A 14,905-nucleotide genomic window follows, 5' to 3' on the forward strand; every position below is an offset into this window, starting at 1 on the left:
TGAACTACAGATCCATCGCGACTTTCCACGCCGTGTGCATCGCGCCCTCGATGTAGTCGACGTTCACCGCGTCACCGACCACATGTACGTCGGACACGACACCGATCAGAGAATCGGCCAGTGGCGCCTGCGCCGACACTCCCGACGCGACGACAACCATGTCGGCTGGAGCGGTCCGTGTCTTGTCACCGGAACGGAATTCGACGTGCTCCTTGGTGATTCGCTGCACCGTTGAATTGCGGTGAATGTCCACACCGACATGCTTGGCGTGGCGCACCGCCGTCCAGCGGCGCGGCATCGCCATCGGAATACCCAACTGCTGGCCTTCTTCGATCAGCGTCACATTGCGACCTCGCTCGGCCAGGAACTCCGCAAGCTCGAGTCCGACAAGCGAACCACCGATCACGACAACGTCTTTACCCATGGGCAGGAACTTGCGGGTCACAGCTCGGATCGCCGCGGGGCTCTTGGTGATACCGGACAGCTTGCCCAACTTGGCCATCGTCCGCAGGAACGGCGGTACCTGTGAGACGTCTCCCGCTCCGGTCATCAACGCGCGCAACGAATCACCGGTGTGCACGTGCGGCAAGTCGCCGCCCGGAACGCTAGGCCGCTCACGGACTGCACCGGTGGCCACGACTACGGCGTCGGGGTTCAGTGCCCGGATCGAAGCAACCGAGGCTTCGGTCTTCAGTCGAACATCGACACCGAGACGCTCGATTTCCACTTTCAACCAGCTGAGCAGACGCCCGTTGTCCGGGGTAGTGAGGCTCGAGAACCACAGGGTGCCACCGAGGCGATCGGACTTGTCCAACACCGTGACTCGGTGCCCACGTTCAGCGGCCACGCGGGCCGTCTCGAGACCACCGGGGCCCGCTCCGACCACAACAACGTGTTTCGGAGTGCTGGTCCGAACGAAGGGGAGAAGCGCTTCGTTGCCGAGCGCGGGATTGACAGCGCACAGCGGGGTCTCGTCCCAGAAGTTCTCCTGCACGCAGACGTAGCAATTGATGCAAGGCCGAACCCGCTCGGGTACACCGTCTTTGAGTTTGTTCACCAACTGTGGATCGGCCAGGAGCTGGCGGCCCATTGCGGCGAAGTCCGTGCGACCTTCCGCGATCATCTTCTCGCCGACCTCGGGGAGCATACGTCCGACGGTGATCACGGGGATCGATATCGCCTGCTTGATTCGCGTTGCATTGTCGGTGTAGTAGCCGACCTTGTCGGGCAGTGGTCCGTCGGTGAAGTTGGCAAAAGCATTCAGCGCGGTACCGGTGACATGAATGGCGTCAGCTCCGGCCTCTTCGAACATCTTCGCGGCCGCAGCAGCCTCGTCGACCGTCAGCCCGTCGGTTTCGCCGTACTCTTGACCGGCCAGACGCACGATGACGGCAAGCGCACCACCGACCTCCTCCTTGACCGCCCGAATGACCTCACAAGCGAGGCGAGCACGGTTCTCCATGGAACCTCCGTACTCGTCGCTGCGCTGATTCGTGTACCGACTCAGGAACGCTCCGAGGACGTAGTTGTGGGCACAGTGAATCTCGACGGCGTCGCCGCCCGCCGCCTTCACCCGTCCGGCAGCCTCGGCGAACATGCGAACCAGCCAATCAAGATCTTCCTTGGTTGCCTCGTGGTACGTAGCCCTCTTGCCCTCGTTGATGGCAGCCATCTTGCCCAGTTCTTCTGGCGTGCAATCGGCCATCGCGCTCATGTCACCCGGCGGCTTCGGCGTGGACGGGACCAACTGCGGTCGGCCGTCGAGGGTATCGATGCGCGCCACCTTGCCGTGGTGTGTCATCTGCACACAGAGCTTGCTGCCTGCGTCGTGGACTGCGTCGGCCAACGCCTTGAGACCGGGGATGAACCGGTCTTCCGAAAGCCCCGGTTCCTTGCGGCTGGTGCAGCCCAGCGGATACGCAACAGCGCAGCAACCGGTGATGATCAGACCCGTTCCACCAGCCGCACGCGCCACGAAGTGGTCGATGTCGCCCTTTTCGATTTCCCCGTCTTCACACAGGTTCATGTCCATCGCAGGGAGAACCACGCGATTGGGCACGGTCATCGGGCCGATGGTGCCTGGTGCGAGCAGGTGCGGAAAGGTCTGGCTTCGGATCGTCACGAGCAGACGCTAGAACTGGACCACGCCCATCCGTTGCCGCACTCCCGATCAACGAGACTTCACGCGCTGTGACGTGCGAGGCACTCGGCTATCACCTCGAGCGCATATTCGAGGTCCGCGGATTCCACTCGCCCGTAGCCGATGACCAATCCGCCGGGGTCTCCGTGCGTTCGGGTGGACTCGACCAGGGTGGGCACTTCGACGCCGTGCAGGAGCGCCTCGCGAGCGACGGTCGCTGCCAGATCCGCGTCGAGCATGAGCGTCGTGTGCATGCCGGCGCCGAGACCCCGCAGTTCACCGAACGATGACAGCGCTTCCTCGACCGCCCGATCACGCTCCCGGTATCTGCGCCGGGCGGTACGCACCGCTCGATCCCATTCGCCGTCACGGAGCAGGGACAGGAGTGCTTGCTGCAGCGGAACCGACGGGAAGTCGCCGATTCGCTTGCGGTGTACTGCTATGCGGTCGACCAGGTCGAGGGGAGCTACCAACCAGCCCAATCGAATTCCGGCGCCGAGCGTCTTGGCAACCGTTCCGAGATACACCACCCGATCAGGAGCCAGCTGGGCAAGCGCAGGCAAAGGCGCTACGTCGTAACGGAATTCGGAGTCGTAATCGTCCTCGAACAGGACGACGTCGCGGGCGCGTGCGAACTCGATCAACTGGTTGCGCCGACCTACCGGAAGCAGCCCTCCTGTCGGATACTGATGGGACGGTGTCACATACACACCGCGGACGCTCTCCGACGCCGTTTCGAGTTGGTCGACACAGAGACCATGAGCGTCGACGGGCACGTCGAGCAGCGACCATCCACAGGCTGTAGCGGCCGAGGACGCATACCGGTATCCGGGATCTTCCATCGCCAGAACAGCACCACGGGTACGCAGAGCCGACAGGGCGAGGCCGAGACCATGCGTGGCACCTGAGGTGATCAGGATTCTCTCGGGTTCAACCGACATTCCACGGGCTCTTGCCAGTAATTCCGATAGTGCCGAACGCAATTCGTAGTCACCCGCAGGATCGGGATCCTCGAAAGGTGGCGGTTTGGACCCGACGTCACGCCACGCCCGCCGCCACGCTGCCGATGCACGCGGTGGCGTCCACGGCACGCCCGGCCGGAGCTGCACCCTGGGTGACATCTTGTCGGCGCCCTTCTTCGGTGTAGTCGTGGGAGTGACCATGGGGGAGGGCGCCTCGGCAACGAAGGTGCCTGAGCCGTGCACAGCGACAAGCCAACCCTCGGCGATCAACTGCTCATACGCCCGTTCCACGACGCCCCGCGCCACCTCGAGCTCCGCCGCCAGCTTCCGGGAACTGGGTAACCTCAGACCCACTGTCGCCTTACCACTGCGGATATCAGCTCTGAGGTGGTCGGCAATCTGGACCGGGAGCGCCCGCCGATCTGTCCGGTCGAGGACGACGGCTACCGCCGAAGGCAGAAACATTCAGAACCCTCCCGGAAGTGGCAAATCGAAGTGGCCTATCGAAGTCTCCACTGATTGGACCATGACTTGAAGCCACTTTGCCACCAGCATTGTCTGCATGACAGATTCCGTTGTCTTTGCTGCCCCTGCTCCTGCCCCCACTGCACCTATTCCGCTGTCCCCGACAGCACGTACGACGCACAAGCGCGCCCGCCACCACGGCGTCGCAGAACGCGCGGCACTCGTCGACGTCTTGCAGTCCGCGAAGCTGTGCCACATGGGTGTGACCGTCGGCGGAGTTCCCATGGTGTTTCCCACCGCCTACGGGTTCGACCTCGACGGCCCCGACCGCGGCGGATCTATTTATGTTCACGGTTCAGTCGCTTCACGGAGTTTGGCTCCCGACAGCGAAATCTGCATCACCATCACGATCCTCGACGGGCTCGTGTTGGCTCGGTCGGGCTTCCACCACTCGATGAACTACCGCAGCGGCGTCATCATCGGATCACCTCGAGTCGTGACCGACGGCGACGAGCGCGTGAAGGCTTTGAATCTGATCGTCGACCAGGTGGTTCCCGGACGTTCCCAACACCTTCGGGATCACACGCGCAAGGAAATGGCGGCAACCATCGTTCTTGCACTGCCGTTGTACGAGGCTTCCGTCAAGGCCCGCACCGGCGGCCCCGGCGACGATGCCGCCGACATTGGTGTCGAAACCGTTTGGGCTGGAGTAGTTCCCGCAGCTACGCACTTCGGTGAACCGATCCCGTCCGAGGATCTCGACTCAGGTGTCGCGCTGCCGGACCATATCTCGACGATGCTCTGACCGCACACGCCGTACACACCGGGGCATGGCTATGCCCCGGTGTGTACGTATTCAGTTGCGCCCGTTCAGGCTGCTGTAGGTGGGCTGTTCCCGCCGATCGGCTGTTGATACGGATCGATCGACATCGGTGGGTAGAACACCGATTTGCGATCCGGGCCGATCTCCACCCGCCACTCCGTGTGGTGCAGCGTCCGGTGGTGATGACCGCACAACAAGATCAGGTTGTCGAGATCCGTTGGGCCACCATCGTTCCAGTGAACAATATGATGGGCATCGCACCACCCCGATGGTGTCCCGCATCCCGGAAACGCACACCCACCATCACGAACCGCCAACGCCCGCCGCTGGGGTACCGTCGCGGTCCTTGCTTCTTTGCCGCAGTCGAGCGGAACACCGTTCTCGTCCAGGAGGATCCGGGTGACGGTGCAGTCGCACGCCAACATCCGCGCGGTATCGATACTGATCGGACCCACCCAATCCGCCCACGCGAAACCCAGTTCCTCGGTGGACGGCAAGAGGTCTTTCAACGCTTGCAGGTCCGTCATGTCTTTTGCGCTGGCGGTGACCGTGATGTGCGGTTTCACTCCGCCCTCGATCGGACCCAACCCCGCCCGCTCGTACCGCCGCAGTAGTTCGCAGAACCCGTTCGCACGCCGCAGCGCCGGAGTACGCGTGTCCTTCACGCCGTCCTTCTCCGGTGTCGGCGCCGACAGGCTCGACAACAACGTGATCAGACGGGCCCCGTTCACAGCATCCAAATCACCCTTCACGGTCACCCGCCCGTACAAGCCTTTCGAGGCGTAGAACTCGTTACGCTCCGAATCCTCACCCACCGGGACCCCGTCCTCACGCTTGCCGTACTGCTTCTCGATCCGCCGGATCGCCGCCCGCACCGCATCACAATCGGCGATGTTCTTCGACGCCAAACCGAGCAAGATCCCGCGAGCCTTGTCCACATCCGCCAGGGTCATGTTCTTCGGCGGATGCTGACAAAACGACGCCACCTGCCGCGCCTTCAACGCATCAACATCACCACGATGAAACGCATCCGCCACCACGGGTTCGAGCATCAACAACCGCGCCAACCCGACCAGCAGACTGCACTCACCGATCTCCAGATTCGTCGAACCATGCAACCACTGCGCGATCGCCCGAAACCCCTCCCCGCCGAGAACCTCCCGGGAAAACATCTCCACGATCAGCAACACCATCCGCGACTGCAACTCGTGCCGGACACGCACCAGATCCAGAACCTCACCCTTGAGGCCCTCATCATCCAGTTGCCACGCTTCCCGACTGTCCATGCCGAAAGTCTAATCGAACATAGTTTCGAATACAAGGGATGGAGACCCGAAACTAGATGCTAATCAACAACTTTCGCATTCCAGGCGAAACGGGCAGGTTCTTGGGTCGCGGGAGTTGCCGCAACTCCGCCACCGATAAAGGGCCGGACAAGATCCAGCGGCAAGGGGAAGACAACGGTGGAGTTGTTCTCACTACCGATCTCGTGAAGCGTCTGTAGATAACGCAACTGCAGGGTGGTCGGATTGCGGCTGATCACCTCGGCCGCCTCGGCGAGCTTGGCCGAAGCCTGAAACTCGGCGTCGGCGTTGATGATCTTGGCTCGCCGCTCTCGTTCGGCCTCTGCTTGCCTGGCGATGGCGCGCTGCATGTTGGCCGGAATCTCGACGTCCTTGATCTCGACGGTCGTGACCTTGACTCCCCACGGCTCGGTCTGCTGATCGATGACCTTCTGCAAGTCCTCGTTGAGGCGTTCACGTTCGGAGAGCAGCGAGTCCAACTCAGCTTTACCGAGAATGGAGCGCAGTGTGGTCTGGGCGATCTGTGAGGTGGCGGCCAGAAAATCCTCGACCTCGACTATCGAACGGTCAGCGTCGACGACCCGAAAGTACGTGACGGCGGTGACCTTCACGGGGACGTTGTCGCGAGTGATCACTTCTTGGACCGGTATCTTCAGCGTGACGGTTCGCAGACTGACCCGCTCCATGCGATCGATCCCCGGCACCAGAATCACCAGACCAGGACCCTTCAAGGTGATCAGTCGACCGAGGCGGAACACCACCGCGCGCTCGTACTCGCGCAGAACTCTCACCGACATGCCCACAAGGACTGCAATCAGCACGACAAACACGGACAACACGACAAGCACGGTGGTCATAGCGGCAGCTCCCACGGTTCACGACGGCGCACTTTCAGAGTCAGGCCTCGAACCTGCTCTACGACAACGGATTCGCCCACGGCAGGCACAGAATCGTCGTACCCGAATTCCATTCGAGCACGCCATAATCCGCCGTCGAGCTCGACCTGACCCTGCGCACCGGTCCAACTGCGAACGGTCGCGTCCGAGCCGACAAGAGATTCCGTCCCCGTACGCACGGGAGCGCGGCGCGCGGTAAGCGCTTTTCGACTCGCTACCGCCACCACGCCCAGGCCGACTACCGCGACCCCCGCCGTCACCGGGATCGCGATCAATTGCCCGATACCGTCGGACGTGAAGAGCATCCACACGCCGGCACCGATCATGAGTGCTCCAAGCGCACCGAGCACCCCCGCGGTTGGGGCATGCGCCTCGACCACGACCAACAGGACGCCCAGCAACAGGGCAACGACACCGATCGTCGTCATCACTCGTCTCCACGCTCGCGAGGACGCGGTCACGTCGCGTAGCCATTGTGTGATCGCGCCCTCGACTTCAACGGTAATCACGTTCGGCCGGATCTGCCACAAGCGCTTTCACATCACGTCAGAGAAGGACCTCACCGATCTGTCGTGCAGTCACCTTGGCAAGGTCGGCGAGAAACGGAATCCGTTCGTCGATCATCAGCTCGACCGGACCACGAAGCCCGAGAGCGTAACGCACAGTGCCAGATCCATCGATGATCGGAATTCCGATCGTTCGGAAATCCGGGGTCAACTCCTCGTCGTTGAATCCGTATCCTCGCTCGCGAGTCAGTTCCAGTTCCCGGCGGATACCGGCAACATCGGTGATCGCGCGCTGGGTGGTCGCTTCACGTGGCAGAGCAGCAAGTTCGGAGTCGTCGACATCGGACCAAGCCAGAAAGGCCTTCCCCAGTGCGCTCGCATGCAAGGGAAGGCGAACACCCTGGAGCACGTGCCCGTCGGCCTCGCGCCACCGACTGAATCCGAGCAACACCACCTCACTTCCGCTTCGCACTGCCAGGGAAGCGGATGCTCCTGTCGTCGCGGCCAATTGCTCCAAGTAGGGCTCGGACAGATAGATCCGATGCTGCCGGTAGGAGACCTGTCCGTAAGCCGCCAGCGCCGCGCCGATGCGATACCGACTGGTTGCGTCGTCCTTCTCGAGAAATCCCGCGTCGACGAGCGACTGCAGCAATCGATGCGTGGTGCTGACCGCAAGCTCTTGTCGCCGCGCAACTTCCGAGACTCCCAGTTCTTCGCCACTGCGAAAACATGTGAGCATGGTCAGGGCACGGGTTACCGTCTGAACTCCCGCGCCGCGTGCGTCCGTCACGAACGATCCTTTCGCTGTGGCCTGATCGACCTGAGAATCGGACGCTAACACGGACCCAGCAGTCCGGCCATCCTTTCCATCAGATGGAAAGGAACCAAACGTGGACCTACAAAAGCCCAGATGAACAGACTTCCGATGTTGTCAAGATTTCCAATCTCCAGAAAACAAACGGGGGTAAAACGGACAGGCACCCAATAGCGTCATCGTCGTCAGTTCTGACGATTCAACGCCTGAAGGAGCCACATACATGTCCCGCTTCCGCCGACTGCCACGAGCTGCCGCTGCGCTCGCCATGATCCCGCTGGCCGGGTTGGCGGTGGCGTGTGGGTCTTCCGATTCCGACAGCGCCGCAGGCAATTCCAGCGCAGACTTCACGCTCAAGGTCTTCGATCCCGGAAACTCCGGTGCCATCGCCGTCGGCAAGCGTGACGGAACCTACGACGAGGCTCTGGCACCGCTGGGCGCAAAGATCGAATGGGTCAAGACCACACCGGGATTCAGCTCCAACCTCAAACTCTTCAACAGCGGTGAACTCGACATCCAAACCGGCGCATACAGTCCCGTCGTCGGCGCACTGTCCAAGGACGTGGGTGTCCGCATCTTCGCCACGTCCGACCCGTACAACAAGGACCAGGCCGGCATCATCGCCACTCCGGAGTCCGGCATCAAGACCGTCACAGATCTGGCCGGCAAGCGCATTGCCGTCAACCCTGCAGGCAAGGGCGAGTACATCACGCTCAAGGCCCTGACGCAGGCCGGAGTGCCGATCGATTCCGTCGAACGTGTTCCGCTGCAACAGGCTGACGCGGCGTCGGCGTTCTCCACCGGGCAGGTCGACGCGTGGGCATCGTTCCTGATTCCGTATCAGGAGGCCAAGGCCAAGGGCGCGGTCGAGATCGCAACCGAGGCGAGCATCGACTCCGTGGACAGCACCATCATCGCCGGCCGCACCGTAGTACTCGAAGAGCATCCCGAAGTGGTCCAGAAGTTCCTCGAGGTCACCCAGGAACTCACCGCGAAGCAGCAGGCCGACCCGGCAGCATTCGAGAACGTCTTCGAACAGACCGGTCCGCGCGCACTCTCCGGACAGCGACTCGACGACGCGATCACCCTGGGCGGCCAGATCACCAACTTCCGCTACCCGACTGCAGCCGACGCTACCGACCTCGAATCGATCTCCACGTTGTTCGCCGACAACAAGGTGATCCAGCAGCCGATCAAGGGCAGTGACGTGATCTTCGACCTCCAGGGTGCTGTGGCAGGTTCGGCAGCGGCAGCACCCACCACCGAGGGGAAGTGACCCGATGGTGACGCTGACCCGGCCCGCACGAACTGCGTCGCCGTCAGTGGAGCATCCGCAACTCGAAACGCCCCGCTACCGCCGCAATCGCAGCAGGCCCAAGTGGGTCTCGATCCCACTCCGCTTCCTCGTGCCCGCGCTGCTGGTTGCCGGATGGTGGATCGGATCCGCTACCGGACTGATCCGCGAAGAGATCCTGGCCGGACCTCCGGCGGTGTGGACGGCATTCGCCGAGCTGTACCAGTCGGGTCAGTTGGTCGACTTCGGTCTCGCGTCGCTTCAACGTGCCGCACTCGGTGTTTCGGTCGGTGTGATCGTCGGATTGGTGCTCGGGGTTCTGTCCGGTCTCTCCTCGCTCGGCGAAGAACTGATCGACTCGACCATGCAGATCAACCGCGCGGTTCCGTTCCTCGCGCTCGTTCCGTTGTTCATCGCCTGGTTCGGTATCGACGAAACCTTCAAGGTAGTCCTGATCGCCGTCGCGACCGTCGCCCCCATGTACGCGTACACCTACCTGGGAGTGCGCGGAGTCGATCGCAAGATGGTGGAAGCGGCACAAGGTTTCGGCCTGACGGGTTGGCGACTGGTGTTCGGAGCAATTCTTCCGACCGCCCTCCCCGGTGTTCTGATGGGGCTTCGAATCTGCCTGTCGCTCAGCATCACCGGATTGATCGCCGCCGAGCAGGTCGGCACACGTGAGGGCATCGGATATCTGGTCACCCTGGCGCAGGAATACAACCGCACCGACTACATGGTTCTGTGCATCGTCATGTACGCGGCACTGGGACTCATCTTCGACGCAATCGTCAGACTGATCGAGCGGTACTCCATGCCGTGGCGGAGATTGTCGGTGGCGCGATGACGAATACAACCATCGGCTCGCTGCCATCCACCGAAGCACCTCTGCCGCCGTTGGCAGCCCGTGAGCGGACCGGCACCACCGCGGCCGAGCGACGTGCCGGATCACCGGTAGCGGTCTCGCTCACCGGAGTGCGTAAGTCGTTCGGTGACAAGACTGTTCTAGGTGGTATCGACCTCGAGATCACGCGCGGCGAGTTCGTCGTTCTCCTCGGCCCCAGCGGCACCGGCAAGACGACCCTGTTGCGAGTGCTCTCCGGTTTGGAAGCACCGGACAGCGGCGAGGTGCTGGTTCCGCGCGACCGCACGGTTGTCTACCAGGAACCGCGATTGATCCCGTCGAAGCGAGTTCTGGCCAATGTCACAGTCGGACAGAAACGGTCACGTCAGGTGACCGACAATGCACGCAACGCACTCGCCGAGGTCAACCTCGCGGACAAGCACCGCGCCTGGCCGGCCACCCTCTCCGGCGGCGAGGCCCAACGCGTCGCATTGGCTCGTGCTCTGGTTCGCGAACCTGAACTATTACTGCTCGACGAACCGTTCGCAGCCCTCGACGCTTTGACCAGGCTCCAAATGCAAGACTTGGTAGGCGATCTGGTCGCCCGCCACCGTCCGGCAGTACTGCTCGTCACGCACGACGTCGACGAAGCCGTACGACTTGCCGACCGTGTGCTCATCCTCGACAAGGGCGGGTTTGCCGTGGATGTCGACATCGACCTACCACGCCCCCGCGATCGGAACGATCCCGAATCTCTGCGCTACCGAGCGAGTTTCCTGAAGGAACTCGGCGTCGGTCGCACCTTCCCCGACGGACAGGACAGTCATGACATTGATCGCTGATTCCGCAATCGACACACTCTGGTACACCCGCTGCCCCGTTCCCACCGCCAGCGGCCTCGCCAACAGTCTCGGTTGGCTCGACCGGACGGCAAACGAATCCGGAGTGCGTTTCGGCGTACTGCAAGATGCCGGACCGGAATTGGCAGTGCGCCATTTCGATCACCACCTCTCCGGACTCATTCGCGAAGGCGGCAACGTCCCCGCACTGGCCGCGCGTGCCAGTGGTTCTCCGACGAGGCTCATCGGGCTCACCTGGATCGACGAGGCCCAGGCAATCCTGGTGCGCGGAGACTCCGACATCCGAGAAGCCGGTCTTCTGGCAGGCGCTCGGATCGGCATCCCGGCCTGGGCGGCAGATCAGGCCAGGAGCTTCCCCCGTGCCATGGCCCTGCACGGCTTCGCCTCCGCACTTCGACTCGGCGAGTTGAGTTTTGCCGACGTCACTCTCGTCGAGGTTGCGACGACGGCGGCCCCCGAGGTCCGCACCGCCTCGTCCACCCGCAACACGACGTGGGGCGTCGAATCCCTGCTACGCGGCGACGTCGACGCAATCTACGTCAAGGGCGCCCGAGCCCAGGAAGTTGCCCGCGAACACGGTCTCGCGGTGGCCGTCGATCTCGATTCCACTGCTTCCCTGCGTGATCGCGTCAACAACGGCACCCCACGACCGATCACAGTTCACGCCGATCTACTCGAACAGCGCCCGGACATCGTCGTGGGTTTCCTTGCCGAGAGCCTGAGAGCGGCGGACTGGGCCGCAGCCAACATCGACGAGGTCCGAGCCGTTCTGCAAACCGAAACACAGTCGGGGCCCGAAGGTGTGGTGGCAGCGTACGGCGAGAACTTCCACACCGGACTGCATTTGAGCCTGTCTGACGAGCGTGTGGACCTGCTCGGCGTGCAGAAACAATTCCTGTATGCGCACGGCTTCCTTGCCGCCGACTTCGACCTGCAGTCCTGGGTGGCGCACGAACCACTGGAACAGGCACGCAACCTTGTTGCGCAGAAGGGCACAGCAGAATGACGGACGTCTACTGGGAGCTACCGTCTCGCGGTGACGGACGCCGGGCGGTGGCCGCACTGAACAGTCGCGGCGGCTTCGGGCCGCAGCGACCGACTACCGTCGCGACCGATGTTCGTCCCGGAAACTTCGGGCCCTTCGACGAATTGGCACAGATCGTTCTCGCCGCCGAACTGTCGGGCGTCGACGGCGTTGTCGCACCGTACGATCCGAATGGCGAAGAATCCTGGATCGTTGCAGCCGCCGCCCTACGTCAGACGCGTCATTCGCGAGTGGTCGTGGAGTTTCACCCCACTTTCGGCACCCCCGTCTACGCCGCCAAAATGTCGGCGACACTTCAGCGCCTGTCGGCAGGTCGTCTCGAATGGCGAGTGAAGGTAGAGACGGACCCCGAAGACGCCGCTGCTCGCGGCGACGTGGTTCGAGGAGCCGACCGCTACGCGCGCGCCGCGGAGTTCCTGACCGTGGCCCGTGGCGTATGGAACGAGGAGCAGATTCTCCCTGGCGGATTCGGCGGTACGGGTTACGACTTCGACGGCGAATACTACGACGTACTCGGCGGCGGATTCCGAGGCATCTTGTCGGGACTCCGCTTTCCCCGAGTGCATCTGACCGGGGACTCACCGGAAGCTCTGGAACTCTCGGCCCACCATGCCGATGTCCATCAGTTCACCCTTGCCGGCGGCGAGTTGTCGACACGGATCACCACCCTCGACGACCGAGCATCCGAACTCGGCAGGACCGTCGAGAAGGTCCTGCGCATCCCGATCATCGCGAGGGAAACAGCGGACGAAGCCTGGGCTCGCGTCGAACGGCAACTGAGAGAAGCCGATTCCGCTGCACTCGAGATCGATCGGGGCGGCATCCTGTGGTCCGGATTCGACCGCATCGGCTACGAGCACAGTATCGGCCTCGTCGGAAGCTACGAGGAGGTGGCGCAGCGATTGTCGTCGTATCGCGATATCGGTGTGGACGGTTTCGTCTTGTCCGGTCGGCCACACATCGAAGAGCTGCACCGGGCGGGCGAGCATCTCCTGCACCTGGTCGATCCCGAGGGTCGGATTCGCAAGGAAGAGAAGGCCACCACAGAAGAGAAGGCCACCGCATGAGCATCGATTTCTATTGGCGGATCGGGATGGAAGGCGACCACGCGTCGCTGCGTACTCCGCGTCGCTACAACCGCGGCGATGCCGGTGGATACGGGCCGGGCAACATTGCTCCCGCGATCCGCGGCGGCGAATTGGACGGATACAGCTACATCGACCACATGGCAGCGGTGGCAAAGGCTTCCGAGTCCGCAGGGTTCCTCGGTGGACTTCTGCCGTCCTTCCCGATGACCGAGGATCCGTGGGCGACCGCAGCAGCGTTGGCCGCCGAGACCACCACCTACCGTTTCATGGTTGCGTTCCAACCGGGGTTCCTTCACCCGGTCCAGGCAGCGCGGATGTCGGCCAGTCTGCAGCGAGCAACCGGCGGACGTCTGGTTTACAACATCATCAGTGGTGGAGGCGGAGCGCCTCAGCTGTGGTGGGGCGACAAAGTCGACCACGACGATCGCTACACCAGGACGTCCGAGTTCCTCGATGTCCTCAAAGGTGTGTGGGACGGTGAACCTTTCGACTTCGACGGTCGCTTCTTCCAAACCCACGGCGCTGCACTGCCACCCGGGCTTGCCGGCCAACCGTTTCCCGAGGTGTACTTCTCCGGATCTTCGGCCGCAGCCGTCGCCGCCGCCGGACTGCACTCCGATTACTACCTTTCCTGGCTGGAACCGTACGCCGATCTGAGAGCCAAGATCGACGGCGTGCGGGAGAACTCGGCCAAACTGGGACGCACGCCGAAATTCGCCGTACGCATCGACGTCGTAGCCCGGCACACCGAAGAAGCCGCGTGGGCCGAGATCGAGAAAGGCTGGGCCTTCGTCGACAAGGGGGCCGCCGACCGTGCAGCCCAGGGTGACTCGGTGGGCGCCGCCCGCATCAAAGGCTGGGTACCCGAACACATCACCGGCTACCGAGATCTGGAAGTGCAACCCAACGTGTGGTGCGGCTTCAGCCTCATCCGCGGCGGACCGGCGTTCGGACTGGTCGGCAGTTACGAGCAGGTCGCCGAAAGACTCGACGAGCTGCGCGAACTGGGCGTCGACGCCTTCATCCTCGCCGGTAACCCGCATCTCGAAGAGGCATACCGCGTCGGCGAAGAAGTTCTTCCCCTCCTGCAGCGCACCCCGATCACACCTTCTGGACTGGAGACTCGATGACCACCACCGAAACTCGACTCGACACCGATACCGCAGCATTCGTCGAAGAAGCTCGCAAAGCAGCAGACAAAGCATTCGACGTCTTCCGCAAGACCGGAACCGTTGCAGCCAACGGGACCGTCAACTTCGTCGAACGAGTACCCGGCACCGAAATCGCGGTCGCCCTGAACGATCCGGGACCGTGGGCGAACGATCCGTCGGTGTCACCGGTTGTCGCCACCTTCGATGGAGAGGTGCTGTCCGGCAACGGATCGGCCGGATTTGTCACCGGCTACGCATCGGTCTTCCGTCAGCATCCGGAAATCACCAGCGTTGTCCACATCCACACACCGTGGCTCGGCGGTTGGGCACAGACACATCGGACGCTACCCATCCGCTATGCGGCTTCGCAGAGGCTGACGCTCTCCCGAGAGATTCCGCCGCACATCGATCGGTCCCGTTCTGCAGGCGATTTCATTCTCGAGCGTCTCGAACACGATCCCGATCTGGTGGCGATCTTCGAAGCCAACGGCGGGGTCAACGTCATCGGCCGCAGCGGGTTGCTCGACCTCGCGAAGTTCGTCGTCCTCCTCGAGGAGGGCGCACAGTTCCAGGCGATCGCCGAATCCCTCGGCGGTTCGGTCGAATTCGATCCGTCCAACCTCGCCGTGCAGTGGGGCCGCAGCGGACTCGCCGACGAGGCGCGTCGACGCGGCCTCATCTAGACACCCCCATCACTGATTCAGAACAGGAAACCG

14 protein-coding genes are annotated in these 14,905 nt (G+C 62.8%); 8 read left to right on the plus strand and 6 right to left on the minus strand.

Annotated features, from left to right (window positions below; genetic code table 11):
* Nucleotides 1-4 precede the first annotated feature (4 nt).
* Nucleotides 5-2,122, minus strand: coding sequence for an FAD-dependent oxidoreductase (locus tag YH3_RS00990; RefSeq protein ID WP_030537119.1), 2,118 nt, complete (start codon nucleotides 2,120-2,122; stop codon nucleotides 5-7).
* A 59-nt stretch (nucleotides 2,123-2,181) separates the two neighbouring features.
* Nucleotides 2,182-3,567 (minus strand): PLP-dependent aminotransferase family protein, encoded by a 1,386-nt coding sequence (locus tag YH3_RS00995; RefSeq protein ID WP_064442848.1) that lies wholly within the window; start codon nucleotides 3,565-3,567, stop codon nucleotides 2,182-2,184.
* A gap of 97 nt (nucleotides 3,568-3,664) precedes the next feature.
* Here YH3_RS00995 and YH3_RS01000 point away from each other — a divergent pair, with 97 nt between their 5' ends.
* The gene (locus tag YH3_RS01000; protein ID WP_019746065.1) at nucleotides 3,665-4,372 is read left to right on the plus strand and encodes a pyridoxamine 5'-phosphate oxidase family protein; all 708 of its coding nucleotides are present in this window, start codon (nucleotides 3,665-3,667) and stop codon (nucleotides 4,370-4,372) included.
* 65 nt (nucleotides 4,373-4,437) lie between these two features.
* Here YH3_RS01000 and YH3_RS01005 read toward each other — a convergent pair whose 3' ends face one another.
* From YH3_RS01005 to YH3_RS01020, 4 genes are all read right to left on the minus strand, one after another.
* Nucleotides 4,438-5,676: an HNH endonuclease signature motif containing protein gene (locus YH3_RS01005; protein ID WP_064442849.1), complete on the minus strand. Its 1,239-nt coding sequence runs from the start codon at nucleotides 5,674-5,676 to the stop codon at nucleotides 4,438-4,440.
* A 59-nt stretch (nucleotides 5,677-5,735) separates the two neighbouring features.
* Complete coding sequence (locus YH3_RS01010; RefSeq protein WP_064443445.1) at nucleotides 5,736-6,551, minus strand: slipin family protein; 816 nt, start codon at nucleotides 6,549-6,551, stop codon at nucleotides 5,736-5,738.
* Nucleotides 6,548-7,018 (minus strand): NfeD family protein, encoded by a 471-nt coding sequence (locus YH3_RS01015; RefSeq protein ID WP_064443446.1) that lies wholly within the window; start codon nucleotides 7,016-7,018, stop codon nucleotides 6,548-6,550. Before YH3_RS01015 ends, YH3_RS01010 begins: the two co-directional genes overlap by 4 nt.
* Before the next feature lie 118 nt (nucleotides 7,019-7,136).
* Nucleotides 7,137-7,886: an IclR family transcriptional regulator gene (locus tag YH3_RS01020; protein ID WP_030537941.1), complete on the minus strand. Its 750-nt coding sequence runs from the start codon at nucleotides 7,884-7,886 to the stop codon at nucleotides 7,137-7,139.
* A 247-nt stretch (nucleotides 7,887-8,133) separates the two neighbouring features.
* Here YH3_RS01020 and YH3_RS01025 point away from each other — a divergent pair, with 247 nt between their 5' ends.
* From YH3_RS01025 to YH3_RS01055, 7 genes are read left to right on the plus strand one after another with little or no spacing between them, the layout of a single operon-like run.
* On the plus strand, nucleotides 8,134-9,186 hold the full coding sequence (locus YH3_RS01025; protein ID WP_054187223.1) for an NrtA/SsuA/CpmA family ABC transporter substrate-binding protein: 1,053 nt from the start codon (nucleotides 8,134-8,136) through the stop codon (nucleotides 9,184-9,186).
* A gap of 4 nt (nucleotides 9,187-9,190) precedes the next feature.
* Nucleotides 9,191-10,048 carry an ABC transporter permease gene (locus YH3_RS01030; protein ID WP_003946011.1) on the plus strand — a complete coding sequence of 286 codons (858 nt, stop codon included), beginning with the start codon at nucleotides 9,191-9,193 and terminating at the stop codon, nucleotides 10,046-10,048.
* Nucleotides 10,045-10,887 (plus strand): ABC transporter ATP-binding protein, encoded by an 843-nt coding sequence (locus tag YH3_RS01035; RefSeq protein ID WP_007735504.1) that lies wholly within the window; start codon nucleotides 10,045-10,047, stop codon nucleotides 10,885-10,887. The genes YH3_RS01030 and YH3_RS01035 overlap by 4 nt, the downstream gene beginning before the upstream one ends.
* Entirely contained in the window at nucleotides 10,871-11,911 is a 1,041-nt protein-coding gene (locus YH3_RS01040) for an ABC transporter substrate-binding protein (protein WP_007735503.1), read from the plus strand. Before YH3_RS01035 ends, YH3_RS01040 begins: the two co-directional genes overlap by 17 nt.
* The gene (locus YH3_RS01045; protein ID WP_030537944.1) at nucleotides 11,908-13,017 is read left to right on the plus strand and encodes an LLM class flavin-dependent oxidoreductase; all 1,110 of its coding nucleotides are present in this window, start codon (nucleotides 11,908-11,910) and stop codon (nucleotides 13,015-13,017) included. The genes YH3_RS01040 and YH3_RS01045 overlap by 4 nt, the downstream gene beginning before the upstream one ends.
* Nucleotides 13,014-14,168: an LLM class flavin-dependent oxidoreductase gene (locus YH3_RS01050; protein WP_003946051.1), complete on the plus strand. Its 1,155-nt coding sequence runs from the start codon at nucleotides 13,014-13,016 to the stop codon at nucleotides 14,166-14,168. The genes YH3_RS01045 and YH3_RS01050 overlap by 4 nt, the downstream gene beginning before the upstream one ends.
* Nucleotides 14,165-14,872, plus strand: coding sequence for a class II aldolase/adducin family protein (locus tag YH3_RS01055; RefSeq protein WP_047271865.1), 708 nt, complete (start codon nucleotides 14,165-14,167; stop codon nucleotides 14,870-14,872). The genes YH3_RS01050 and YH3_RS01055 overlap by 4 nt, the downstream gene beginning before the upstream one ends.
* Nucleotides 14,873-14,905: the final 33 nt, after the last annotated feature.

Origin of the sequence: Rhodococcus sp. YH3-3 (assembly GCF_001653035.1) — a bacterium.
GTDB lineage: Bacteria > Actinomycetota > Actinomycetes > Mycobacteriales > Mycobacteriaceae > Rhodococcus_F > Rhodococcus_F qingshengii.